Source organism: Xenorhabdus bharatensis, from assembly GCF_037996705.1.
Classification (GTDB): domain Bacteria; phylum Pseudomonadota; class Gammaproteobacteria; order Enterobacterales; family Enterobacteriaceae; genus Xenorhabdus; species Xenorhabdus bharatensis.
The window spans coordinates 162526-186366 of record NZ_JBBMXG010000009.1 but is presented as its reverse complement, the minus strand read 5'-3'; the positions used below and the strand labels follow the sequence as shown (position 1 = coordinate 186366).

The 23841-nt window shown below is 40.2% G+C and carries 18 protein-coding genes; 5 read left to right on the top strand and 13 right to left on the bottom strand.

What is annotated here, in order from left to right:
• Nucleotides 1-2: 2 nt before the first annotated feature.
• Entirely contained in the window at nt 3-524 is a 522-nt protein-coding gene (gene ssb1, locus AAC855_RS10775) for a single-stranded DNA-binding protein SSB1 (protein WP_340609563.1), read from the top strand.
• Nucleotides 525-664: 140 nt separating this feature from the next.
• Here ssb1 and AAC855_RS10770 read toward each other — a convergent pair whose 3' ends face one another.
• Nucleotides 665-1807: a DSD1 family PLP-dependent enzyme gene (locus AAC855_RS10770; protein WP_340609562.1), complete on the bottom strand. Its 1143-nt coding sequence runs from the start codon at nt 1805-1807 to the stop codon at nt 665-667.
• Nucleotides 1808-2232: 425 nt separating this feature from the next.
• Here AAC855_RS10770 and AAC855_RS10765 point away from each other — a divergent pair, with 425 nt between their 5' ends.
• On the top strand, nt 2233-3945 hold the full coding sequence (locus AAC855_RS10765; protein ID WP_340609561.1) for an ABC-F family ATP-binding cassette domain-containing protein: 1713 nt from the start codon (nt 2233-2235) through the stop codon (nt 3943-3945).
• 94 nt (nt 3946-4039) lie between these two features.
• On the opposite strand, the gene AAC855_RS10760 is transcribed toward AAC855_RS10765, so the two are convergent.
• A complete protein-coding gene (locus AAC855_RS10760; protein ID WP_340609560.1) occupies nt 4040-5785 on the bottom strand; it encodes a beta-ketoacyl synthase in 1746 nt (581 codons plus the stop codon).
• A 219-nt stretch (nt 5786-6004) separates the two neighbouring features.
• On the opposite strand from AAC855_RS10760, the gene AAC855_RS10755 reads away from it, so the two are divergent.
• Nucleotides 6005-6985 carry a GlxA family transcriptional regulator gene (locus AAC855_RS10755; RefSeq protein ID WP_340609559.1) on the top strand — a complete coding sequence of 327 codons (981 nt, stop codon included), beginning with the start codon at nt 6005-6007 and terminating at the stop codon, nt 6983-6985.
• A gap of 30 nt (nt 6986-7015) precedes the next feature.
• Here the strand turns inward: AAC855_RS10755 and AAC855_RS10750 are convergent, their stop codons facing one another.
• The 8 genes from AAC855_RS10750 to AAC855_RS10715 all read right to left on the bottom strand — a co-directional run bounded on the left by AAC855_RS10750 (nt 7016) and on the right by AAC855_RS10715 (nt 19056).
• Nucleotides 7016-8284, bottom strand: coding sequence for a YbiU family protein (locus AAC855_RS10750; RefSeq protein WP_340609558.1), 1269 nt, complete (start codon nt 8282-8284; stop codon nt 7016-7018).
• Nucleotides 8285-8464: 180 nt separating this feature from the next.
• Nucleotides 8465-10033 carry an AbgT family transporter gene (locus AAC855_RS10745; protein ID WP_340609557.1) on the bottom strand — a complete coding sequence of 523 codons (1569 nt, stop codon included), beginning with the start codon at nt 10031-10033 and terminating at the stop codon, nt 8465-8467.
• 296 nt (nt 10034-10329) lie between these two features.
• On the bottom strand, nt 10330-11373 hold the full coding sequence (gene fbpC / locus AAC855_RS10740; protein WP_340609556.1) for a ferric ABC transporter ATP-binding protein: 1044 nt from the start codon (nt 11371-11373) through the stop codon (nt 10330-10332).
• Between the two features lie 15 nt (nt 11374-11388).
• On the bottom strand, nt 11389-13467 hold the full coding sequence (locus AAC855_RS10735) for an ABC transporter permease (RefSeq protein WP_340609555.1): 2079 nt from the start codon (nt 13465-13467) through the stop codon (nt 11389-11391).
• 115 nt (nt 13468-13582) lie between these two features.
• Complete coding sequence (locus AAC855_RS10730; protein WP_340609554.1) at nt 13583-14614, bottom strand: ABC transporter substrate-binding protein; 1032 nt, start codon at nt 14612-14614, stop codon at nt 13583-13585.
• 872 nt (nt 14615-15486) lie between these two features.
• Complete coding sequence (uhpC, locus tag AAC855_RS10725) at nt 15487-16797, bottom strand: MFS transporter family glucose-6-phosphate receptor UhpC (protein WP_340609553.1); 1311 nt, start codon at nt 16795-16797, stop codon at nt 15487-15489.
• Nucleotides 16798-16875: 78 nt separating this feature from the next.
• On the bottom strand, nt 16876-18423 hold the full coding sequence (locus AAC855_RS10720) for an MASE1 domain-containing sensor histidine kinase (RefSeq protein ID WP_340609552.1): 1548 nt from the start codon (nt 18421-18423) through the stop codon (nt 16876-16878).
• Nucleotides 18424-18426: 3 nt separating this feature from the next.
• Nucleotides 18427-19056: a response regulator gene (locus AAC855_RS10715; protein WP_340609551.1), complete on the bottom strand. Its 630-nt coding sequence runs from the start codon at nt 19054-19056 to the stop codon at nt 18427-18429.
• Between the two features lie 462 nt (nt 19057-19518).
• Here AAC855_RS10715 and AAC855_RS10710 point away from each other — a divergent pair, with 462 nt between their 5' ends.
• Nucleotides 19519-20067, top strand: a complete 549-nt coding sequence (locus tag AAC855_RS10710; protein WP_340609550.1) for a cysteine hydrolase family protein — start codon at nt 19519-19521, stop codon at nt 20065-20067.
• 161 nt (nt 20068-20228) lie between these two features.
• On the opposite strand, the gene speD is transcribed toward AAC855_RS10710, so the two are convergent.
• The 3 genes from speD to AAC855_RS10695 form a co-directional block, all read right to left on the bottom strand.
• On the bottom strand, nt 20229-21023 hold the full coding sequence (gene speD / locus AAC855_RS10705; protein ID WP_340609548.1) for an adenosylmethionine decarboxylase: 795 nt from the start codon (nt 21021-21023) through the stop codon (nt 20229-20231).
• Between the two features lie 26 nt (nt 21024-21049).
• Nucleotides 21050-21913 (bottom strand): polyamine aminopropyltransferase, encoded by an 864-nt coding sequence (gene speE / locus AAC855_RS10700; protein WP_340609546.1) that lies wholly within the window; start codon nt 21911-21913, stop codon nt 21050-21052.
• Between the two features lie 104 nt (nt 21914-22017).
• Nucleotides 22018-22365: a YacC family pilotin-like protein gene (locus tag AAC855_RS10695; RefSeq protein WP_340609545.1), complete on the bottom strand. Its 348-nt coding sequence runs from the start codon at nt 22363-22365 to the stop codon at nt 22018-22020.
• Nucleotides 22366-22857: 492 nt separating this feature from the next.
• On the opposite strand from AAC855_RS10695, the gene AAC855_RS10690 reads away from it, so the two are divergent.
• Nucleotides 22858-23781 carry a LysR family transcriptional regulator gene (locus tag AAC855_RS10690; RefSeq protein WP_340609580.1) on the top strand — a complete coding sequence of 308 codons (924 nt, stop codon included), beginning with the start codon at nt 22858-22860 and terminating at the stop codon, nt 23779-23781.
• The last annotated feature ends 60 nt before the right edge of the window (nt 23782-23841 follow it).

Here is a 23841-nt window from a genome sequence, read left to right as displayed (position 1 = left end):
GAATGGCCAGCAGAGGCGTAAACAAAGTTATTTTAGTGGGTAATTTGGGGCAGGATCCGGAAGTTCGCTATATGCCGAACGGCGGTGCAGTTGCCAACATTACTCTGGCCACGTCCGAGAGCTGGCGTGATAAGCAAACCGGTGAGATGAGAGAGAAGACCGAATGGCACCGTGTGGTCATGTTCGGCAAACTGGCAGAAGTAGCCGGTGAATATCTGCGTAAAGGTTCTCAGGTTTACATCGAAGGTGCTTTGCAGACCCGCAAATGGCAGGATCAAAGTGGTCAGGATCGTTACACCACTGAAGTCGTGGTCAACCCGATCGGCGGCACAATGCAGATGTTAGGCGGCCGTGGTGGCGCATCACAGGATGCTCCGGCACAAGGCGGCTGGGGCCAGCCACAACAGCCACAGGCATCTCAGCAGTTCAGTGGCGGTGGTGCGCAATCCTCTCGTCCGGCACAATCTCCGGCTCCGCAGAGCAATGAGCCACCAATGGATTTTGATGATGATATTCCGTTCTAAGGGATACCATAGAGCGTTTTTATAAAGAAGAGTATTTAATACCCCGTTTTTACGGGGTTTTTTTATCGTAATTCAGAAAATATATTTATTTTTGGATTGGCTGGGATTATAGCTTTCTTCAAGTTCATATCGTATTAATATTACCAGCCAGTAATACGATGCCATGTTTCCTGTTCAGACGAACCTTGCTTCAGAACCTGATATTGTAAGTGCATGGAGGCGGTTGCACAGGCATGGTTAGGCAGGATCCGTAACCTTGTACCTACAGGAAAATCTTCTGTTTTCATACTTGATTCGGCAGGTAACACAATGATCCCATGTTCCTGATTCGTCATTGAGACATATAAATCAGGGTAAGGGTGCCCATCCAGATTGCAAACCTGCCCATAACCATAATCTATCGGGCCTTCAGCAGTACCGCGATCTCTGGACATTGCCATCCATCCGGCATCGATCAGAATCCAGCCTTTTTCTTTATTACGACCGATAACAGTTGTCACAACAGACATAGCAATATCATCTAACGTACAGACTCCCACGTTTTTCATGACCAGATCAAAGGTAGAAAAAACCCCAGCCCGTACTTCAGTAATACCAGTCAAATCTTCGATATAATGTGTGGTTGGTGTAGAGCCTACACTCAAAATCGGGCAGGCAATACCCGCTTCTCTGATACGTTTGGCGGCTTGCCTAACGGCATCGCATTCAGCCTTAGCTGCAATCTTGAGTTGTTCTCCTGTTCGGCATGAATAGGATTCTCCTGCATGAGTCAGCAGGCCCGTCAGAGTGGCACCATTGCCGTCAACCATTTTTGCCAATTTAATGAGTTCATCACTATCCGGCTGAATCCCGCCACGATGATTGTCACAGTCAATTTCAATAAATACCGAAAAAATCACATTATTGGTTTTTGCATATTCAGCTACTGCTAAGGCTTGCTCTGGCGTATCAAGCAGAATGTGAATATTGACCCCTTGATTAAGAAGGTTTGCTACACGTGCCAGTTTATGGGGAGCAATACCTACAGCGTATAAGATATTGGTATAACCCGCTTTCACAAAACCTTCTGCTTCTGCCAGTGTGGAAACGGTAGCAGGGGATGACGAGTCTTTCAGTAGATATTTTGCGGTTTCGGGAGAGCGCAGGGTTTTCAGGTGGGGGCGTATTTGACCGCCAAGATGCTCAATACGGTTATAGAGCCGGTCAATATTGCGGATAAAACGTGATTCATCAATTAGCAGGAAGGGGGTTTCTAACAAGCTTAACCAGTCTGAATTTGACATAACATGCCTCCTTTATTACTAAAGTGATCTTTCTGGGTTTTCTCAATGATTAATGCATTGAGTTTAGAAAACATATGCGAGCCTGAACGCATTTTTTATACTTCAAGTCTGATTTATTTGCTTTTACCGGAAGAGTCTTTATATTCTTTGTTCACCGAATAACCAGAAGGTATCATTACTTTCCCTGATAAGAAAAGGAGGTTTCTGATGTTTGTGCAGCGTTTCTTTAACGCTCGCTTATTTGGCGACAGAGGCTTGCTCAAGAGTTTGTGGCATACGCTGCGATAATCTCAGTTTGAGCGAAAAATTTTGATTACTGCTCTAAAGCAGTAAATTGATAGTTCGGGTTATTTTCACTCAAGCTCGAAGAATTATTGTCAGCACCTGACAACGGTGTTTTACACCCAAAATTCTTGAGTTTATCTATGAGTACTTATTTATTTGCACAATCGCTTTCTATTGCTTTTTCTTCGTCTTCTTTGTTTGAGGACGTGACATTTACACTGAATAAAGGTGACAAGATAGGGCTTATTGGTCATAACGGCTGTGGCAAAAGCACCCTGATGAAATTACTGAGCGGTAATCTGGAAGATTACGGTGGCCAGATGACGGTTGCGAATCAGTGTGTTCTGGCCTATGTCGAACAGCATCTCCCTTTATCTCTGCATGATGCAACTTTAATCGAAGCCATTGCTGAAAAAATTAAGGTTGATGAAATGTGGCGGGCTGAACTTCTGTTATCTGAACTGGGTTTTTCCCAACAGGATTGGCAGACGCCTATCGGGAACCTCAGTGGTGGTCAGCATATGCGTTTGTTGCTTGGTCGTGCGGTGATCCAACAACCTGACTTGTTACTACTGGATGAGCCGAGTAACCATCTGGATTTAACCTCCCTTTTATGGCTGGAATCTTTTTTGATTCAGTGGAAAGGATCGTTTGTTGTGGTATCGCATGACCAAACGTTGTTGGATAAGGTGACGAATACGACTTGGATCATGCGGGATAAAACCCTGCATCACTTTGGCATGGCTTGTTCTCAGGCAAGGCAGGCGCTACTAGAGCGTGATCAGGCTGATCTGCAACGTCATGCCAGCGAGCAAAAAGAGATAGACAGGCTGGAACAAAGTGCTGAACGGCTGGCAGTATGGGGGAAGGTTTATGACAATCCCGATCTTTCCCGTAAGGCGAAGACAATGCAAGTGCGTAAGCAGCGCCTTGCTGAGCAGCAAACCAAGCTGACACAGGGTACACCGTGGAGGTTGACTCTACAGGGAGATTCATTACCGGCTAACCGGTTGCTGAACATCGAACAAATGGCTGTCATGCCTTTGGGAACGGATGTTGTTCTGTTTGATGTATTGTCAAAACAGATCAAAAGTGGCGACAGGGTAGCGATTCTGGGTAATAACGGAAGTGGGAAATCCACTTTATTAAAAGCCTTGCATCAGGAGTATCTGGAAAAGACATTGCAGAATGTGGATTACCATCCTCAATGTCGGCTTGGTTACTACGATCAATCACTGGAGCAGCTCCAAGATGATGACACACTGAGCGATGCGCTACTTCGTTTTGCACCAACCATTGATGATCAGCGTAAACGGGCACTTATCAGTGCTGGTTTTGAATATAAACGACATCAACAGAAGGTGGCATCACTGAGTGGTGGTGAGCGAGCTCGCTTATTATTCGTGGGGTTGACGTTGGCACGTTACCATCTGTTACTGCTTGATGAGCCGACTAACCATCTTGATTTGGAAGGCAAAGAGGAACTCGTTGACACTCTGAAAGAGTACAAAGGTGGGGCCTTGATTGTCAGCCATGACAGAAGTCTTATTGAACAAAGCTGTAATCGTTTTTGGCTGATTAACAAGGGTGAATTAGCCGAATATCACAATGTCGAAGAGATCTATGCTTTGCTTGAACACGGGAATAGTTCATTCAAACCTCAACAACAATCTATTGAGCGTAAACAACAAAAAACAACAGCATCAGGATGGGATGAAGAAGTGTTGTTGCAACGTTTGATTGAGCTGGAGCGGCTTTTGCAGGAAGATTTGAACAGAAAATCGAAACATCAGAAACCAGCTTTACAGGAAAAGTGGCGGCAGGAGATTGAAGTTATAAACAGGCAGCTTTAATTAGCCGTATCTGACCGTCATTAATGTTGTTTTGATGGCGGTCAGATTATTTCAAACAAACTCTAAGTATCCAGAATGCGTAATCTCAGAACTCTTACAGAAATTCGCTGAATTCATCGGCATTCGGTAGCTTTATAGTTTTTTTGAAACCCGCCAGTTTCACTTCCTGACGTGAGAGTTCAATATCTGAAGGTTGCATCACGGAGTTACCGAAATTATAAATCACAGATTCCTCACCGCGGCAAATGGCTTGATCCTGCTGTTCACTAATTTCTTTAACGGGCTGATTAATACTGTGATAACTGCTGATGGCTGCATTGCCATGTTTTTTCGTCAGCATTTGCATTGTCTGCTGTGGGGATAGAATAACAGCGCTGGCATTATTACCGCCAAAACCTTTTGAGTTAATAATGGTGGCTCGCATATCATGGCCTTGTTCACCCGCAAACTTGTCCTGCATTAAGATATTCAGGTTGGAAGCGTGTACATCTTCAGCGATATGGTCGATTGTCTTAATGCCGGGTACCCAGCCATATTGCCAAGCCCCCAGTGTATTAGCTAACTGATCACCGGCAGAGGCAGAGAAAGAGTGCCCGACATATGATTTGATAGCGGTAACATCCCAATGGCTGAGTCCAAAGACTTTCGCAACTTCATTGAGAATGTGGCTTTCAGTCACTCTATTTTGTGGTGTTCCTGTGCCATGCGCCTGAACATAAGAGTGCTGTAATTTTCCGTCCAGAATGCTGTTAGTCAGGGAAGCTGCTTTCATCATCGTAATGTAGTTACCCACTCCTGGGGAAGAGATGGATTTCTTATTCGCATCGGCATTGACGAAAACATCAGGTACAGAACCGAGAATATTAGCGCCACATTGCAGAGCAAGCTCATCACTCATCAGCAGTACGAACTGTGATGCCTCAGAAAGGGTGAGTCCGACATTCGTTGAGAATGGGCGGCAGGCACGACGGTTGTTAACCGTATCGGTTCCATCCAATTTACATAATTGATGGTCTTCTGCCATCGCACCCATAGCACTGAACCCTTCCAGTACTTCAGGAACGACAGGGGCTTCGGCACATCCAACTAAACAAATTTTGGCCTTACCCTGCCTGATATCATTAACACCCTGTTTAAGGTTATACAGAAAACTGGCACAGGCACCGATATTGGCAGATGTGCTTCCTATACTATTGATAATATAGCTGTTAATAAAAGCGGCTGGCATATCGGGTAAGGAAAGCGGCAACATTTTGGAGCTGGCCCGCAACCCATTCAACCGATTACCGATTAATCCTGATAATGAAAACTGATCCACCTGACCTACAGCACAGCTGGCGTAAACAGAAATTTGATCGGGGTCTACCAATGCAGATATCTCCGACCATGGAATTCCGATGGAGTTAAGTAAGTCCGATGCACCATACACGGTAAGGCGCAAACCGCGTGGGTGGTGATGGGCATGATATAAATCTCCCATTTCAAACCCTTCTGGTATTTGTCCGGCACTGGATACAGAGAGTGAGGTATAAGCTGGCTGTAATAGCTGAACTGAGTTTTTATCAGAATGAGTAATGATTTTATTAACCGGTACATTATGCGGATCAAAAAGTGTGATTTTTCTAATGAGAGTGCCATCTTTTGCCTGTTCAATCTGAGAGGCTGTGACAGATCCAGTATCGTTAATAATTCCCATCCGATGGCATAAATCACTCCATGTATTTTTCATTACTGTGTCATTAAGGCTATCTGATACAACACGTTTATATCCGTGGAATCCAGAACTTCGTCCTGCCGCATTGATACCACCTAAACCAACAATTACAGGTAATTTACTCATTGTGAACTCCGAAAGGTTTTCTTTGCAGTTTAGCAATTGGCGTAAATTAATACTCTGATATATTGGTCATTAAAACTGAGAAAATTGCCATTTGGCTCTATTGAAACTAAATATTAAATATTATACCCCCGTTATTTTTTAAGTTTTAGCTTTGTTGGCAGTATCCCGAAACTTCGTAAGGTATAGCTAAGAAGGGTATATGATGTCTGGAGAGTGGGTATGAAAATAGCGTTTGTCTTATATGACAGAGCATTACAAAGCGGAATTACGTTTGCATCAGATATGCTGAATAGTGCCAGTAGCCTGAGAAGTCATGCTGCGCAGAAAAAGCAGCCACTTTGCATATCTGTTGTGGGTAGCGTGAAGAAAAACCATCACCAGACATCGCAAATTATGTTACATACTCACCATGCATTTTCAGATCCCGTTGATTTCGATTTGGTTTTTTTGCCTCCGATGTGGGGGAATCCATTTCCTGCAATGGTAAATAGAGAGGATATTTTCGCATGGCTACGCCGGCAAAAAGATAATAATGCAGTCATTGTTGCAACCGGTACAGGCGTATTCTGGCTGGCACAGGCGGGATTGCTGAACGGAAAAACAGCAACAACTCATTGGTCATTTTATGACAAATTTATGCGCTGCTTTCCGGATGTTAACGTCAATCGTAAAGCAGGTATTACTTATAATGATAATATTTACTGTGTCAGAAGTATTAATTCTCAAACGGAATTGCTGGTTTACCTTATTTCTCAGTTTTTTGGTCTGAAAATTGCCAGAGTGATTGAGAAACATTTTATGCACGAAGTCTCTGACTTTCAGTCTGAACCCTTCTTTCAGATGGGGGGGAATACACAATTTGATGAGGTGGTATCAATAGCTCAGAGTTATATTCAGAAAAATATAACTTCACCAATCACCATTAAAGAAATTGCTAACTATGTTGGGGTTTCGGAGAGAACGCTAACACGTAACTTCATGGCTCAGATTGGTGTTTCTCCGCATAAATACATGCTTAATTACCGCTTATCAACAGCAAAACAGCTGTTGAAAGACAATAACCTGAATTTATTGAATGTTGCACAGTTAGTCGGATTCAGAGATCCACATTATTTCAGTAAAGTGTTTGAGAAACATTTTGAATTGACACCTATAGCTTACCGTAATTTGGTAAAAGCAAAGGCATTCCGTGCCGATTAGCTGAAAGACTGCTTTAGGTATTATATTATCTCAGAATACCTTGTTTTTCAGTCCAAGCCCCTGTAGACCGATAGTATTGAGTTCTGCGGAAGTAAAACGGTTTTTCCAGTTTTTTTCATAATGCTCCGGGGCAAAATCTGCCGGAGATATCCCCTCCTCAAGTGCGGTTGCGACATGATGAGCATAGGCCAGATTTTTATCACATAACGGTGCAGCGGGAATATACATCACATTTCCCCAGCCCTGTTGATTTTCGACAGGGGCAACGGAGTGAATCAGATCACAATGCCACCAGACTGAGTCACCAGCCTGTAATGCCGGAATACTGCATAATCCCCGAATAAGATGAGGATGCCATTGCTCTGAGATGGGGAGAGCTTTACCGGGAACCACATCACACAATTCATCTTCAGGAACATCATTCAGTAGTGGGCGCAGCAGGATATAGGCTATTGCTTCGGGAACAGGGACAACATGCAAAAGCCCCTGACCGGTCAATATGTCAGACAATGCAGTCCAACCCTGAAATGTTCTGAAAACAGAACATCTTGTTTTATGATCGAATTCATTCACATCGGGGCGATAGGCGGCATCCCAAGGATCATATTCTGCGAATCGATTAGTAAAAATGTTCTTGAATACGTTTTGATAAGCGGGTAGCAGCCAGCGTTCCAAAGAGCCAGAATCGATATGAGCGCCCAGCCCTTTGGAATTCGTGCCCGGAGGCTTGTGACGAATACGGTCGGGATAAATCATACTGACGTTAGGGTTAAACCAATTCACTCCGGCTGATTCAAACTTCCACAGATGATTCAGGAAAGATTGTGCCATCGCCATTCTTTCACTCTGTCTGGCCTGCATCTGTGCCCGTGACCAGTAAATAGGATAAATTTCCGGACGGGATGTTTTAAGCGTGCCGAAGTAATTATCTTTGGGCCCTTGATAAAGGCGATCAAATTCATTGATATCAAGATAATCAAGCATTGATCTATCCCACGCGATTGCCTGAGAGCGTGGAAAATTTTGCCTGATGACTAAACAACCACGGCGCTTGATTTTCTGGATGGTTTCTTCTGATACTTTACCTTCAGCTAAATCATGCCAGTGTAGTTCAGGCCAGGCACTGCCGAGATTTTTTTCATCTTTTTTAGCCTCGGCTAACTCTTTTTCTATCTTGTCACATACCTGCAAAAAGAGCGTTTCCACATCCCCGATTTGCTCGCACAGAATTGGTTTCATCTGACGAATTTTTTCACGGTAATTATCAGGAACGCTGGTGGGATTTGAAAAGGTATTCATAGCAGCCTCCTTAGTATAAAAATCAATCTAACCTCGATTCATAATATAGCAATCAGGTTTTAGTCAATTTGTGATAATAATCTTTTAGAGGAGTATTTAATGTTTTGTTTTCATTGATAAAGGGAAAATATAGAAATTATTGCCCTGTAAGTACGCAGGGCAATAATGAATCTGACGGTATTAACCCGCGGGCGTATAGTAAATGGGTGAACCCGGGCCGACAGGCAAACCAAGAACAAAGACCCAGAGATAGAAGAACAGTGACCAACCCACCATAAATACGACGGAATAAGGTAGCATCATGGTGATCATTGTCCCGATCCCGGCATCTTTTTTATATCTTACGGTAATTGCCATAATCAGCCCAAAGTAACTCATCATCGGGGTGATGATATTGGTGACAGAATCACCAATACGGTAAGCTGCCTGAATAGTTTCTGGAGCGTAACCAGCCAGCATTAGCATAGGGACAAATATGGGAGCGGTTACAGCCCATTGTGCAGATGCTGATCCAATCATCAGATTAATAAAAGCACAAATCAGGATGAAACCGATAAATAACAGGCCACCGTGTAGGTTAATATCATTGAGGAAGGTCGCCCCTTTTACTGCAATAATTTGACCGATATTTGTCCAGCCAAAGAAGGCAACAAATTGGGAGGCGAAGAAAATAATGACCAGATATAAACCCAGATTACTCATGGACTGTGCCATGCCATCGACTATATCTTTATTGGATTTGATGGTTCTGGCCATATAGCCGTAAACAATGCCAGGCACAGCAAAGAAGATAAAAATAAAGACGACAATAGATTTCAGGAAGGGTGAATTGCCGATTAATCCAGTTTCCTGATTACGTAATACACTATTTTCCGGTATAACGTTCAGCGCCAAAATAACACTGAGAGCAGCAAAAGTTAGTGAAGCGGCTATGAGCGCTTTCTTTTCCTGAGAGGTAATTTCAGCGGAGCTTTTAAACGTACTTTCATCTTCATTCAGGCTATTTGTATACGGGCCTAATTGGGGTTCAACAATTTTTTCAGTTACAAGATAACCCAGAATAGAAATCAGGAAGGTACTGGCAAACATGAAATACCAGTTAGCTTCAGCCCCAACGGTATAGGATGGATCGATGATCTGTGCCGCCTGCTGTGTAATTCCCGAAAGGAGAGGATCAACCGTTCCCAGTAATAGATTGGCAGAATAACCACCGGATACGCCGGCAAATGCTGCAGCCAGACCTGCAAGTGGGTGTCGTCCAAGGGAGTGGAAGATGATAGCGGCCAGTGGAATCAGCACCACATAACCCAGTTCGGAGGCTGTATTTGACATAATACCGGCAAATACAATGGCTAACGTGGTTAATTTGGGCGGCGCTTTCACCACGATCAATCTCATCAGAGCAGACAACAGACCTGAACGTTCTGCAATACCGACACCAAGCATGGCAACTAACACTGTTCCTAACGGAGCAAAGTTAGTAAAGTTTGTCACCAAATTAGAGAGAATTTTACGAATTCCATCCGCATCAAGTAAGCTGACAATATGGATCACGCCATCTGCCGCTCGGCCTTTTGCCCCTTCAGGGCGTGGATCAATAGCTGTGATGTCAAAATATTGTCCGATTGCTGAAGAGACTAACAAAATAGCAATAAGGATAATAAAAAGAATAACAGGATGAGGTAAAGCATTTCCTAGCCACTCTACGGTTCGTAAAAAGCGACTTCCGTTTTGTTTTTTAGTTAACATAGTATCTCCTTCTAATACAGAGCAACGGAAGTTACATAATGTTTTTATTTTTTGCTATATAGCAAACATTCGAGTGTTGGGTGGGGTATAAGGTAGTGTTTAATTTTGCTACTGTTGTATTTTCTTTTTTTATCAATGTATTGTTGATATGAATTCCTATTTTTTATAGGAAAACAATTGGAAGCAATAGAAATAATATATTTTTAAAATGTGTGCTATGTGGCATTTATATAGGTGTTAAAAAGCTCTGATATAAAAATCAGAGCTATGTTTCATGTTTTAAAAGCGTTCTTTTCTTATTTGTTTAGAACAAATACCCCTAATGGATGAATATCCAGATAATACTCCTCCCCAATATGGGGCTGTAAATGTGTCGCATTAATTTGTAACAATAAGGTCTGCCCATGCCAGTCAACAGTGACTTCATATTGAGTGCCCATATATGCTACATGGTTGATTTTACAAAGCTGGATTTCATCTCCCTGAGATCTAAGGGTAATGGCTTCAGGGCGAATACCTATAGTAATGAGTGAATTCGTTGTGATGATATTTGCGGGACGAGGTAAGCGATACTGGAAAATCTCTATGTAATCTGTACCCAATATGGCAGGAAAAATATTAGCATCTCCCATGAAATTAGCCATAAATCGTGAGGCAGGTTGGCGATAGAGGGTTTGTGGTGATCCCATCTGCATAATTCTGCCTTTGTCCATAACTAATACAGTATCGGAAACTGCAAAGGCTTCACTTTGATCGTGAGTGACATAAAGTGAAGTAATGTTGAATCGTTGCTGCAATTCGCGAATTTTTTCACGCATACTACGGCGCAGATTAGCATCTAGGTTACTTAATGGTTCATCGAACAATAATACCTTAGGTTTGAGGATTAGCGCACGAGCCAGAGCAACACGTTGTTGCTGACCTCCTGAAATTTGGTCAACATAACGATCTTCAAACCCACTTAAATCAACTAATTCCAGCGCTTCCCTGACACATTCACGGATTTCTGCTTTAGAGCGCCCAAGCATTTTCAGCCCATAGCCGATATTTTCTCCTAAGGACATATGTGGGAAAAGAGCATAAGACTGAAACACCATGCAAATATCCCGTTGTTGGATAGAGCGATCAGTGACGTTTTCCCCATCAATGTAAATATTGCCTTCAGAAGGTTTTTCCAAACCAGCAACTAGACGAAGCACTGTGGTTTTTCCGCATCCTGATGGTCCAAGTAATGTAACCATATGTCCTTGGGGGATGGATAAATCGAGTGAGTCGATAACGATATTATCGCTAAATCGTTTAGTTACATTTTTCAATTCAACGAAATGTTGTTGTGTCATGTTGCTACTCCATAATTACTGAGCACTTTTGGCTTTAGAACGTGCAACACGAGCTTCGCCAACAAAATAGTCAAATAGGAAAATTATCGCCAGCATTACAACAATAAGAATTGAGCCATAAGCGATAGCCAAACCATATTCTCCATCTTCAACGCGGTTCAAAATATATGCTGTTGCTACACGTGTATCTGGTGTTACCAGAAAAACAATGGCACTTACTGTCGTAATTGCACGGACAAAACTATAAATCAGTGCGGATAATATGGCGGGGCGCAATAATGGCAGAAGAATATATAATATTGTTCTCAATGAACCAGCTCGTAGGCTGAGAGACGCTTCGTCCAGCGATTTATCAATTTGACCAAGCCCCGCGATACCAGCACGAATACCGACCGGTACATTTCTCATCGTCATTGAAATGATAATAATTATTGCTGTGCCAGTAAGATAAAAGGGAGGTTCGTTGAAAGCAAGGAGGTAAGAAACACCGGCTACTGTACCAGGAACAGCAAAACAGAGCATGGTTGTGAATTCGATGGTTTTTTTACCATGGAAATCCTGACGCACAACAATGTAAGCAATTAATAGACCTAAAATGGCGGTAATAGGCGCCGCGATTCCAGCATAAAGCAGAGTATCCAGTAAGGAAGGCCATGCACCATCACTCATTCCTTGACCAAATAAGTTGATAAAATTATCAAGTGTCAGCGTGTAATCCACCCCCCAATTTACAGTGAAGCTGCCATAGAATATGCTGCCATACAGTAAAATGTTAAATGTTACCCAAATCAATAAGAAAATATAAACTCCCAATATTAGGGAAGTTGGTAAAGGTTGTACGTCACCACGATATGATTTACCGGAAACGGTTACATAAGAACGTTTGCCAATCCACATATATTGGATACAGAAAACGAATAATGAAAAAACCAATAATGATGCTCCCAGTGTGCTGGCTGCTTGATAATCAAGCTGAGAACCTGTGATATAGAAATAAATCTGGGTAGCCAGAACATCAAAACTTCCTCCTAATACCAATGGATTACTGAAATCAGCCAGTGACTGAACGACAACAATCAGGAATGCATTAGCAAGCGCAGGTTTTAGCAGAGGAATAAAAACATAAAAGAAAGTTTGGTAGCGATTGGCCCGAAGAGTGTAAGACGCTTCTTCCAAAGAGGGATGAATTGTCTTGATAGCACCATCTAATATCATAAATGCCATTGGGGTAAAGGCTAGAACTTGGGCAATCCAAATCCCAGTAAAGCCATATAGCCAGTTCGTATTAGTTAAACCAAACCATGTAACCAGTAATTCCGTAATATAGCCGGATCGCCCCATCATTAGTGTGACGCCTAAACCCACAACGAATGGTGGCGTGACAATTGGTAGAATAGAAAATATTCGACCAATAATCGCTGAACGTTTGGCAATTCTGGTAGTGTAAATCGCTAATACTAATCCAAAGAATGTGCATCCGAGCCCAACTGCTATAGAAAGCAGAGCTGAGTTGGCAATTATCCGTAGGATATGAGATTGCCCCAATATTGAAATAAATGTAAATGGAGAGAAGTGTCCTGATTCGTCCATAAACATCGGAATAAAGATCGCAATACTGGGATAAACAATGAATATTCCTATTAGTGTGGTGACTGCTACTAATGAGCCAATCACAAAACCATCACCGCCAAGCCATTCCAGACGAGCAAGAGCAAGAGTAATCACGGCTCCCAGAGAAATAAACAAAGTGATAGTTGAATACCCTAAACCATGGCCGGATAGCGCAGAACTAATAATGATAAATACTATACATAGTAAGGCATACCCAGCATCAAAGTAGTGTCGATGAGAGTTGTTACAACGAGAAGCGATTCGTGGGCGTAGTAGTAATATAGAGGGAAGAAGGAACCACAATATACTAATATTGATACTATTCCAGCCGTAGGCTGCCAACATTTCTTCTTTTGTTGAATCGAGAAGACCGTAATCCAGACTCCATGATGGCAGCAGGGCAAATGACAGCCATGCTAGCATAATCCACCAGAAAACAGCGTCCCGACCCTGCTTTTTGTGCAAGGTAAGGGAGTGAGACATAAAAATCCCCCAATAAAGTTTATGATGATAAAAAGATTGAAATTGTGTTATTAACAGGCGAGCACATATTTATGGCTCGCAGCTTAAGCAGGTATCACAGTGTGATAAAGGAGGTTTATTTACCCATCTTCACTTCAGTCAACCACTTATTGATTAATCTCTTGCGTATTTCACTGGCTCCATATTTATCCATGTCATAATTGATTAGATTTAATTCAGCTGGGTTTAATGTCATTGGTGAAGATTCTGCTGTACTATTGGTCAGAATTTGATAGGACTTACCTTTTTTCCAGCTTAGTTCTTGAGCTTCTTTAGATAGAGCCCAATCAACAAATAATTTGGCATTTTCCATATTCCTGGCATTTTTTATAATACTGACACCACCGATTTCATAGCCGGTACCTTCACATGGAGAAATCAGTTTAATCGGTGAGCCATTTTCAGCTTCCAATGAGTAATCATGTAAAAAACCGATACCAATGGCGGTTTCTCCACGAGCCGCATTACGTGCGGGCGCAACACCAGATTTAGTGTATTGGGATATATTGCTATTTAATTTATGCAGATAATCAAAAGCATTTTCTTCACCCCATAATTGGTCAAATGTAGCCAGTGCTGTATAGGCTGTTCCTGAACTCTGTGGATCAGCTATTTGTATTTCGCTTTGATATTCTGGCTTAGTTAGATCTTTCCAACAGGTAGGAATAGGTAGATTTTTCTCTTTCAGACGTTCTGTATTTACACCAAAACCCAGAATGCCCATATATATTGCAGAAGTATAGTTACCTTTACGTTTGGCAGGATCTCGAAATTGCGGAATTATCTGATCTAAATTAGAGGATTTATAAGGTTGTAATAGATCCATTTCTCCCGCTTGAGAATGTGGATCTAGTGTACCTCCGTACCATACATCAGCTTGTGGGTTACGCTTTTCAGCCTCAATTTTGGCTAATGTACTACCGGTGCCATTACGAATAAATGTCGTTTTGACATTATATTTTTCACTAAAAGCTCGGGTTTCTGTTTCACACATAGCGTTGGTTGCACTGCAATAAACGACTAATCTTCCTGCGGCTTGAGCTGTACTACTCATGGTAGATATGGTTAATCCTGCTATGAGAAATGCGGATAATTGGCTTAACCTCATTAATTCTATCCTTATGTCAAAGTATTATTTTGGGGTTTTTTGATATGAATATTAATAAGTTTAGTTCTTATTCACCCTATAAAAATAAGGTTTTTTAACTCATTCAGTTGTTATGATGATTAGGTAAGTCATTTTATGCAAATCCACAGAGTAAAATTGCAAGGAAGATAACAAAATTAATATATTTAACGGATTGTTTTTTGTTTTATTGAAAGCATAGTGATGGTGGTGTAATTAATGTTTAAATTTTAAAATCTCTAGCAAAATGATAAATTATTGAAATATTATTTTGTTTTTTGTTACCTTTGTGATTTTAATCATATGTTATATCAGATGATATACATACATTATTTTTTTGTTTTTTTATTGGGCTTAAATTGTAATTTTTTTCTGAAAAATAACAGCATAATAAATGTGTTCATGTTTGTACTATGTAATATATAAATGGGGGGAGATAGTTATTTTATAATATCCTATTGAAAAAATGGGAAAATAAATAAGGGTTTATTTTTGTTTTTTATGATTTAATGATTTATTAGGGGTTTTTATGAAAAAATAAAAAGAAAATTTTTTCTTAAAACCTCGATGAGAGAGAAGTGATTTGCAGATGTGCTGTTAAATTATGAACGGTTAAAATAATGATTGTTGATCTAATAGCCTATGAGTTATTTTGGTTATTTTATCCTGAATATATGAAAGACTAAAATTTAACTCACGTATATCAAATTTTAATACTTCCGTGATTGTTAAATAATATTGGATATAGGATAATTACTCTCTGAATAGATGTCGTAGTTTTCCATTTATGTTTGTCAGATTATTAATTTTAATACTCAGTTAACATTAGTTGTTATCTACTTACCTTTTTAAGGTTATCTTTTATTTATCGAATGCATCTTGTTGTATTTATTAGAGTCTGATATCAGTAGAGGCAACAATAGTAACCCCATTACGGCGGCAGCAATAGTCAGCAAAGCGAACATTCCTGTCCAATCATAGCGATTAATGATTTGGCTCAATGGCCAGCCTGCAATAGCAGCACTAAAATAGGCATACACACCTAGATATCCTGTAACTGTACCAGCTGCTTTCTTATGACAATATTCTGTTGCTGCTAAGCCAATTAACATTTGTGGCCCAAAAACGAAAAAACCGATACTGAAAATACAGATGGATAATAGTAGATAATTTTGCATAGGAGCCAGCCATAGTGCAGTGACTGAAAAAAATAAACCAAGAGAGAATAATAAGATCACAGGAACACGCTGGCTGCGGAAGAATAGGTCAGAACTCCATCCAGAACAAAAAGCACCCAGTAGGCCCCCTAGTTCAAATAGTGAAAGAGCGGCATTCGCACTGAGTAAATTGGAACCGTGTCTTTCTAATAGCCAAATATTTCCCCAGTCATGTATTGCTGTTCTGATGAAATAAACCAAAATATAGGAAAACCCTAGCAGCCAGATGGTGTGATTAAATACAATGGTTTCCTTTAAAATTTTCATCATTGGCATTGAAGGAGATAACTTTTCTTGTCGTAACTCTATTTCATCCTGTCTCCAGACTCCGACACTGGGTAAGCCATGTTCCTGAGGAATACCTTTTAGCTGTCGGCATAACCAGATACCTAGTATTATGCTAATCACTCCAGGGATTAACAGTGAAATTCTCCAGCTATAATGAGTTGCCAACAAAGCAGAAAGTAATGCTAGCAAAATTCCGCTTATATTTATGGAGATATTCCAGCAACCCCACCAAAACCCTCGTTCATTATGTGAATACCAGTAAGTTAATAGTCGTGCACAAGGAGGCCATCCCCATCCTTGAAAAAAACCATTTAGTGTCCAGACAATTAGCATGGCAGATAATGATGAACAAAAGGCAAATATAATGTTAAGTATTCCTGTTGCTAATAGCCCTATTCCCATAAACCAGCGGTATCCGGTATTATCATGGAAAATACCGGATACAAATTTTGAACAGCCGTAGGAGAGGTAGAATAACGTAGCTATCCAGCCAAGATCATTTTTATCTAACGTAAATTCTATTTGCATGGCAGGCATAACAACATTTAGACTTTTTCGTGTCAGTTGAAATGCGGCATAGCCTATAATCATTGATATCAATAAATGACGTCGCCAATAACGATAATTTTGTGAAATCTGTTCATTGCTATTGGCTTGCATAATGTGTCTCCATAAAATAAAAAATGTATTAATACCACTAAAATTTAGTGAGATTAAACATCCAAGGTCAAAGTATGATCATTCAATGTACTGGTCAGAATTTATGGGTAAATTAACTGTTATATGAGTCCCTTGCTCAATTTTTAATTTCCAATGTCCGCCCAGAACGTGAATCCGTTCTTCAATACCTTTCAGTCCTAATCCTGACTTTTTCTTATCATCTGCTATACCGACTCCGTTATCACTAACTAGGAGTTCAATAAAATTACTCTGTTGTTTTAATGTGATGATTATAATGCTGGCATTAGCATGTTTACTTATATTATTCAGTAGCTCTTGAACAAGACGATACAGAGTTAAGATGGTAGTACTGTTATGAGGCTCCCTCGATAGTTGATAATCAAATCGACAGACAATGTTTTGTTCTTCAAATGCGAATTCACTTACAAGGTGGCGAATTGCCTGTTCAAATGACATTTCATCCAAAGCTGGTGGACGTAATTCACGAAGAAGCTGGCGAGTGGCTTGATGGATCTGTTGAGCGAGAGATTTAATTTGTTCTGCTGCTTTTATTGCTAATGGTGAGTCTGTTGTGCGTTTTACTAATGTGGACTGAATTTGAATTGCAGTAATGTTTTGCCCGATTTCATCATGTAATTCTCTGGCAATTTTTTTACGGGTATCTTCTTCAATGTGCACTAAATTCTGCATTAGGGTATAACGTGCAGTCAGTTCTTTCTCCAGTTGAATGCGGTAGATACTTAGGTTATTTGCTAATTGTTGTTGACGGCTGATCGCAATACCAAGCCCAATACCTAATAGTGCCTGAGTTGTTAAAAATATTTCTAGTTCCTGTAATTCACCGAATGAACCACTAAACTGACGAGCGAAGGTCACAATGAGGCTCCCTAATAACGCGGATAATACCCCTCCCTGCCAGCCATAATGATAGGCCATAAAAACATTAGGAATGAATACTAAAATAGATATAATTCCTTCAATTTTAGGGGATAAAAAAAATTGTCCACTAATACCTAGTAAGCTGAATAAAAAGCACCACATAAGCAACGATGTATGTAGTTGTGGATAGGTCGAGCTATCTGTAATATCCTGAGATTTTAAGTTTTGTTCATATATATATATATAAATCAAATAAATAAAAGGGGATAGTAGAACACCACCAGTTAGAGAGGTGAGAAAAATAAGACTGGCTTCACAGGACAATAAGCTACTAAGACAAAGGGTTTGTAATAAGCTATTGATGATGACAGAAGCGAGTAAGATGGAAAGTTGTTGCCAATAAAGGGAATAACGTTTCCATATCTGTTTAATACTTAAGACTGTTACTACGCTGATAATAGGGGAAAGTAAAATAGCCAGATCTACAATAAAGTGTTCAATAGATAAACATATTAATACCCCTATTTCACTGCCAATCAGGATTGGTAGATAACGTTTCCATAGCAAAATCATAAGTACCAATCTTAGACCCTGTGGTAAAAATAGGGCTGCCTGTTGTCCGTTTTTACTCAGATAAAAACTGATTATCCACAGAGAAGTCCAGATAATGGAATAGAAAATCAATAAAAACAGAGATTGCAAACCAAAGCGTGTTTTCCAATTCATCTATTAGCCTGTAATAATTTGGTGTTTTAATGCGTAATGGACGAGCTCAATGGTGGAGTCACACTGTAATTTACTGAGAATATTCGCGCGGTGGACATGGACAGTTTTAGGGCTCAGTTTAAGTTGTTCTGCGATATTTCTCGCATTCATCCCATTGATTAAAAGATTAAAAATTTCTCGCTCTCGGGGCGTTAGTACTTGTAGCACATCCAATTCTTGTGGCTTTTGGCGTAAAGCCTTCATTGCATCAGCACAAAGGTAAATTTCTCCCTTATGGACTGTACGTACAGCCTGTACGAGCTCCTCTGCTCCACAGCATTTTGTCAAATAGCCACGAGCCCCTGAATCAAGCGCAGTTTGCACAAGAGCTGCTGTATCATAAATACTAAGCATAATAGTACAAAAATTGGGCTGCTCGGGACGTAGCCGTGCAAGGAGCTGCAAACCATTTTCATGCGGCATGGCTATATCCATAATGACAATATCAATTTTCTTTTTCAGCAGAGCGGGCCATGCTTCTATACTATTGCTGTATTGTCCTACTATTGTAATATCATCTTCGAGTGTCAGTAGCTGGGCAAACCCTGAACGAACTACAACATGATCATCAATAAGTGCAACTTTTATCTTCATTTTTCGTTATAGGGTAATTATTATAAATTATTTATATATCATGATGTTCATGAAAAAAATTTAGTGCAACTAAATGCGTTAAATTTGCAATGAAGATAACAAATTAGATTGTTCCCTTAGTTAATTACATTGTTTTTAATTTATATTGGTTATTATTTCATTTTTTAATTTATCTGTTTTTTTGATGTTAACTGTCATTAAACTAACCTGAATATATAAAAGAAGAATAAATTTTATTAGGTGATTTATTCCACAAGGCGGGAAAGATGAATATACTGCGAATAGCAGTCTGTATTTTATTTAGTCATAAAATGAAATTTTCTATGTATTGATATGAAAGGCATTTTATTTGTTATTTAAATAATGCGATCTTGTGGTGGCTATTTTCTTATATATAGTGAATGATAAACAGTGGTTTCATTTTATACTAATATTTCTTCATGTAAAATTAAGGTCGTCTAAATGAAAGCACTTATCGTAATTGACATGTTGAATGATTTTGTAACGGGCGCTCTCGCAAATGAAGCGAATGTCATTCCCATTGTTCCTGTAATACAGAAAATGCTCAACCATGCCAGAAGTCAGCCTGATTGGTTGGTTGTATATGCCAATGATTCACATTTGGAAGATGACCGGGAAATGGCTATTTGGGGTAGGCATGCCATGAGGGGGACATCGGGTGCTGATGTTATTGATGCTCTGGCTCCCATCGGAGCAAAGCGTGAAATCGTCTCCCCTAAACGGTTTTATGGTGCTTTTGATGGTACAAATCTTGGCGCTGTTTTCGAGCAATATGGTGTGACAGAAGTGATATTGACTGGGCAGCATACTGATTGTTGTGTCCGGCATACAGCTTATGGTGCGTTTGTTCGCGGTTATAGTATTAAAGTATTATCTGATGCTGTTTGTGTTTTTTTGCAAGCGGATCAGGATGAAGCACTCAATTATCTTAAAACAATTTATGGAGTTGAAATTACAACAAGTACAGAACTTGGTATTTATTCTCTATAACTATTCGATGAATTAAGCCCTTTATATTTTAATTAACGCTTAATATTTCAGGTTGAGATTTTATTGGCCAGATAACGGGAAAGACAATGAGCATGAAGAAAATAATATGACTGGCAGATAAGATATCTGCCAGTAAATTTATTGAAACGAAAGGAGTATATTTAAATCTCTGGTAAATTACGACCGTAGTAGATTTCCTGTATCTCTTTTTTAAGCAGGCGGATAATTTCCTGCTTTTCTGTTTCGTTTAATTCTTCAGCTGTGGTGTTGAATAAATATTCATTCAGATCAAACTCTTTCAGCATCATTTTGGTATGAAAAAGATTTTCCTGAAAAATATTCACATCCATCATATGGTATTGAGATTGGATCTCTTCAGTCACGTAATTTTGAATGGAGCTAATTTCGTGATCGATATACAGTTTTACTCCGTTAATATCCCGGGTAAAACCGCGAACACGGTAATCCATTGTTACAATGTCAGATTCCAGTTCATGGATCAGATAATTAAGTGCCTTAAGGGGTGAAATGACACCACAAGTAGAAACTTCAATATCTGCCCTGAACGTGCATATGCCGCCATCAGGATGGCTTTCCGGATAGGTATGTACACAGATATGGCTCTTATCCAGATGGGCGACGACAGAATCAGGAAGAGGCCCCGGGTTTTCCGTATTATCCACCAGTTTGGGATCGACGGGTTCTTCACTAATCAGAATGGTTACACTTGCCCCTTGAGGGTCATAGTCTTGACGGGCAATATTAAGAATGTTTGCACCAATGATTGAACAGGTTTCACTGAGAATTTCAGTTAAGCGGTTTGCATTGTACTGTTCATCAATGTACGCGATATAACTGTCGCGATCGGCTTTCGTTTTTGCATAACAAATATCGTAAATACAGAAACTTAAGCTTTTTGTGAGATTGTTAAAGCCGTGCAATTTCAGTTTACGCAATTTACTTCACCTCCCGGCATGGGTGACTATTGGTTTCCAGATAGAGAATCCAGCAAATACTGTGGCAGGGCAAAGCTACCTGCATGTATGGCTGGGGTATAGTAACGGCAGGTTATCGCCGCATTTTCGAAACGCTGTTGCAGGATTTCCAGAGGCGTCTGACGTAGGGCAGGGGTTTGCGTTGCCCATGCAAACGTCATGATCCCACCGTAATAAGTAGGAATAGCAGCCTGATAAAAACTGCTGTCAGCAAAATAGTGGTTCAGTTTTTTGTGGCTTGTGATGGCTTCGCTCTGTTGCAGGAAGCAAACACCATTCTGAGCGACAAAAACGCCTCCTTCATTCAGACAGCGAGCACAGCCTTCATAAAATTCAGATGTGAATAAACTTTCGCCGGGCCCTTCTGGGTCGGTACAATCGGAAATGATGACATCAAACTTATCAGAGGTTGTATTGACAAAGTTGACGCCGTCATCAATAACAAGTTTGAAACGGGGATCATCGTAAGCCCCTGCATTGTGGTTTGGTAGGTATTGGCGGCAGAATTCGATAACTCCGGCATCAATTTCTACCATAGTGATGCTTTCGAGATATTGATGGCGGCAAACTTCACGCAACATTCCGCCATCCCCACCACCGATAATCAAAACGCGTTTGGCATTTCCATGAGCAAATAGTGGTACATGGGCCATCATTTCATGATAAATAAACTCATCGCGTTCAGTCGTTTGTACTACGCCATCAAGAGCCATAATGCGACCCAGTTCCGCATTTTCAAAAATAATGAGATCCTGATGCTCGGTTTTATTGTGGTAGAGCACATTTTCAACCGTGAAATACTGACCAAAATTGGTATGTAATGTCTCATACCAAATGCTTTTCTGTGACATCTATTGGTATTCCCCCATTGTGGTCCCCATAATTATGAGGCGCACATAATAGCCAACAACAGAATTAGTTGCACTGTGATATTTGCCAGAGAGTGACAATAAAATTATTTTACATAAGCAAGCAGGCTGAGGGAGCGGCGTGCAAGAGAGCGGCATTTTACCTCATGAGGCAGGTCGATTCCCTTCAGATCGTTGTAGCCCTGCTGATTCAGTTCCTCCATTAACTGACCATCATAATTCCCGAGATCCCATTTATTACGCTGGGCAAAATAGACAACCGTACGCCTGATTTCTCTATCTGGGATCTGGCTATAGCCACAATCATATTTTAGGTAGATGTAAACGGCTGTGAGATCAGCAAGATCTTCCGCTTCACTTTCGGACAAAGCTTTCACAGGTTGTGTGAAACCAAACAGAACCAAGGCGTAGGTCAATAATGAAAATTTTCTCATAGTTCCTATTATATTGATTTTCTACCGTTTTGACTAAGTTAACATATTAATATCTTCATTAGCCAAACTTTATTTCCCTGACTTAGGAAAATCTTGTGGGTAATGAAATTCGAATCATATGCAAATTTGATGAATAATGGGTATTTATCAGTAACAAGAAAAATCAATCAAACAAGATACTTTCGAGCGAAATTTCCCTGCTAATGCGACAGGCTTCAATTTACACTAAGGCAATTCGGATGCAAAATTATGTGTATTATTATCAGTTACCGGGCCCGAAATTTACCCTGATATATCATCTATGTCGATCATTTTTCCAGATATGATGTGTTAGATGTGAGCTATTTTAATTGCTTGATTTTAAGCACAACAAGATCAACCATAGCTCTACAGTGTATAGATAAAAAATCAGACAGCATTACATCAATGGTATTGATAATTTTTGGAGTCAGGTGAAACGCTATATAATGAGTAAGTCTTTTACTTACAGCCATTTACCTGCTCATCGCCGAGGAAAATCCCATCGATATTAAACAGTTATTTTATTTAATCGCATTAGATAAAACTCAGCACTTCGGACAAGCGGCAGAAATGTGTCATGTCACTCAGCCAACGCTCTCTATGCGACTCAGAAATCTCGAAAAAGAGCTTGATGTCATTTTGATAAAACGAAGCTCGCGTTTTGAAGGATTTACAGAAGAAGGTGAAAAAATATTAAAGTGGGCTAAAACCATGCAGTCCGCCTATGAAGGGCTACAGGCAGAAGCTGCTAATTTTCGCCAACAATTGTTAGGCCAGCTTCGTATTGGCATTGTTCCTCTGACTAATATTGAGCCAATGCAAATGTTACAACATCTTTCTGAAACATTTACCGAAATACGCTTTCAAGTAAGTTCGGGCCACAGTGAAAAAATTATTGATGATCTCAATAGTAACCGTTTAGACATTGGTATTTGTTATCTGGAAAAGGCGGATACTCATCAACATGATATTTATTCCCTGAAGAAAACAAAACTCGGGCTTTTATTTAACCGGGCACAATTTACGCCTGCCACACCAACAGTAACGTGGGAAATGGTAGCAACACTACCCTTGGCACTTATCAGTCAGGCGAATTATTTTCGCCAATCTATCGATCTTGCATTTCAGCGTTATAATATTCAACCTAAAATAATTCTTGAAAGTGATTCTACTCTGCATCTTATTCAGTCCGTGAATTCTGGCTTTTGCGCTTCTATCATTCCTATTACTAAAAAAATGGAAAAACTAAGTAATGATATTGATATTATTCCAATAGAGGATGCTGTTATTAATGCCTCACTTGGCATATTGATCCGCCGAGAAGAGCCTCGTTCAGTATTAATTGAAACCTGCTTTGCTAATATGTGCGATTATATAGAAAAGATAAATATTTAGGCATGTTAATATATTTCACTTTAGTAGATGAAAATACGTAAGCTTGAGAGGAAATAGTCG

Excerpts from the sequence above, each read along its gene's own strand:
- ssb1 (WP_340609563.1), top strand. The coding sequence starts at position 3 with ATGGCCAGCAGAGGCGTAAACAAAGTTATTTTAGTGGGTAATTTGGGG.
- AAC855_RS10770 (WP_340609562.1), bottom strand. The coding sequence starts at position 1,807 with ATGTCAAATTCAGACTGGTTAAGCTTGTTAGAAACCCCCTTCCTGCTA.
- AAC855_RS10765 (WP_340609561.1), top strand. The coding sequence starts at position 2,233 with ATGAGTACTTATTTATTTGCACAATCGCTTTCTATTGCTTTTTCTTCG.
- AAC855_RS10760 (WP_340609560.1), bottom strand. The coding sequence starts at position 5,785 with ATGAGTAAATTACCTGTAATTGTTGGTTTAGGTGGTATCAATGCGGCA.
- AAC855_RS10755 (WP_340609559.1), top strand. The coding sequence starts at position 6,005 with ATGAAAATAGCGTTTGTCTTATATGACAGAGCATTACAAAGCGGAATT.
- AAC855_RS10750 (WP_340609558.1), bottom strand. The coding sequence starts at position 8,284 with ATGAATACCTTTTCAAATCCCACCAGCGTTCCTGATAATTACCGTGAA.
- AAC855_RS10745 (WP_340609557.1), bottom strand. The coding sequence starts at position 10,033 with ATGTTAACTAAAAAACAAAACGGAAGTCGCTTTTTACGAACCGTAGAG.
- fbpC (WP_340609556.1), bottom strand. The coding sequence starts at position 11,373 with ATGACACAACAACATTTCGTTGAATTGAAAAATGTAACTAAACGATTT.
- AAC855_RS10735 (WP_340609555.1), bottom strand. The coding sequence starts at position 13,467 with ATGTCTCACTCCCTTACCTTGCACAAAAAGCAGGGTCGGGACGCTGTT.
- AAC855_RS10730 (WP_340609554.1), bottom strand. The coding sequence starts at position 14,614 with ATGAGGTTAAGCCAATTATCCGCATTTCTCATAGCAGGATTAACCATA.
- uhpC (WP_340609553.1), bottom strand. The coding sequence starts at position 16,797 with ATGCAAGCCAATAGCAATGAACAGATTTCACAAAATTATCGTTATTGG.
- AAC855_RS10720 (WP_340609552.1), bottom strand. The coding sequence starts at position 18,423 with ATGAATTGGAAAACACGCTTTGGTTTGCAATCTCTGTTTTTATTGATT.
- AAC855_RS10715 (WP_340609551.1), bottom strand. The coding sequence starts at position 19,056 with ATGAAGATAAAAGTTGCACTTATTGATGATCATGTTGTAGTTCGTTCA.
- AAC855_RS10710 (WP_340609550.1), top strand. The coding sequence starts at position 19,519 with ATGAAAGCACTTATCGTAATTGACATGTTGAATGATTTTGTAACGGGC.
- speE (WP_340609546.1), bottom strand. The coding sequence starts at position 21,913 with ATGTCACAGAAAAGCATTTGGTATGAGACATTACATACCAATTTTGGT.
- AAC855_RS10695 (WP_340609545.1), bottom strand. The coding sequence starts at position 22,365 with ATGAGAAAATTTTCATTATTGACCTACGCCTTGGTTCTGTTTGGTTTC.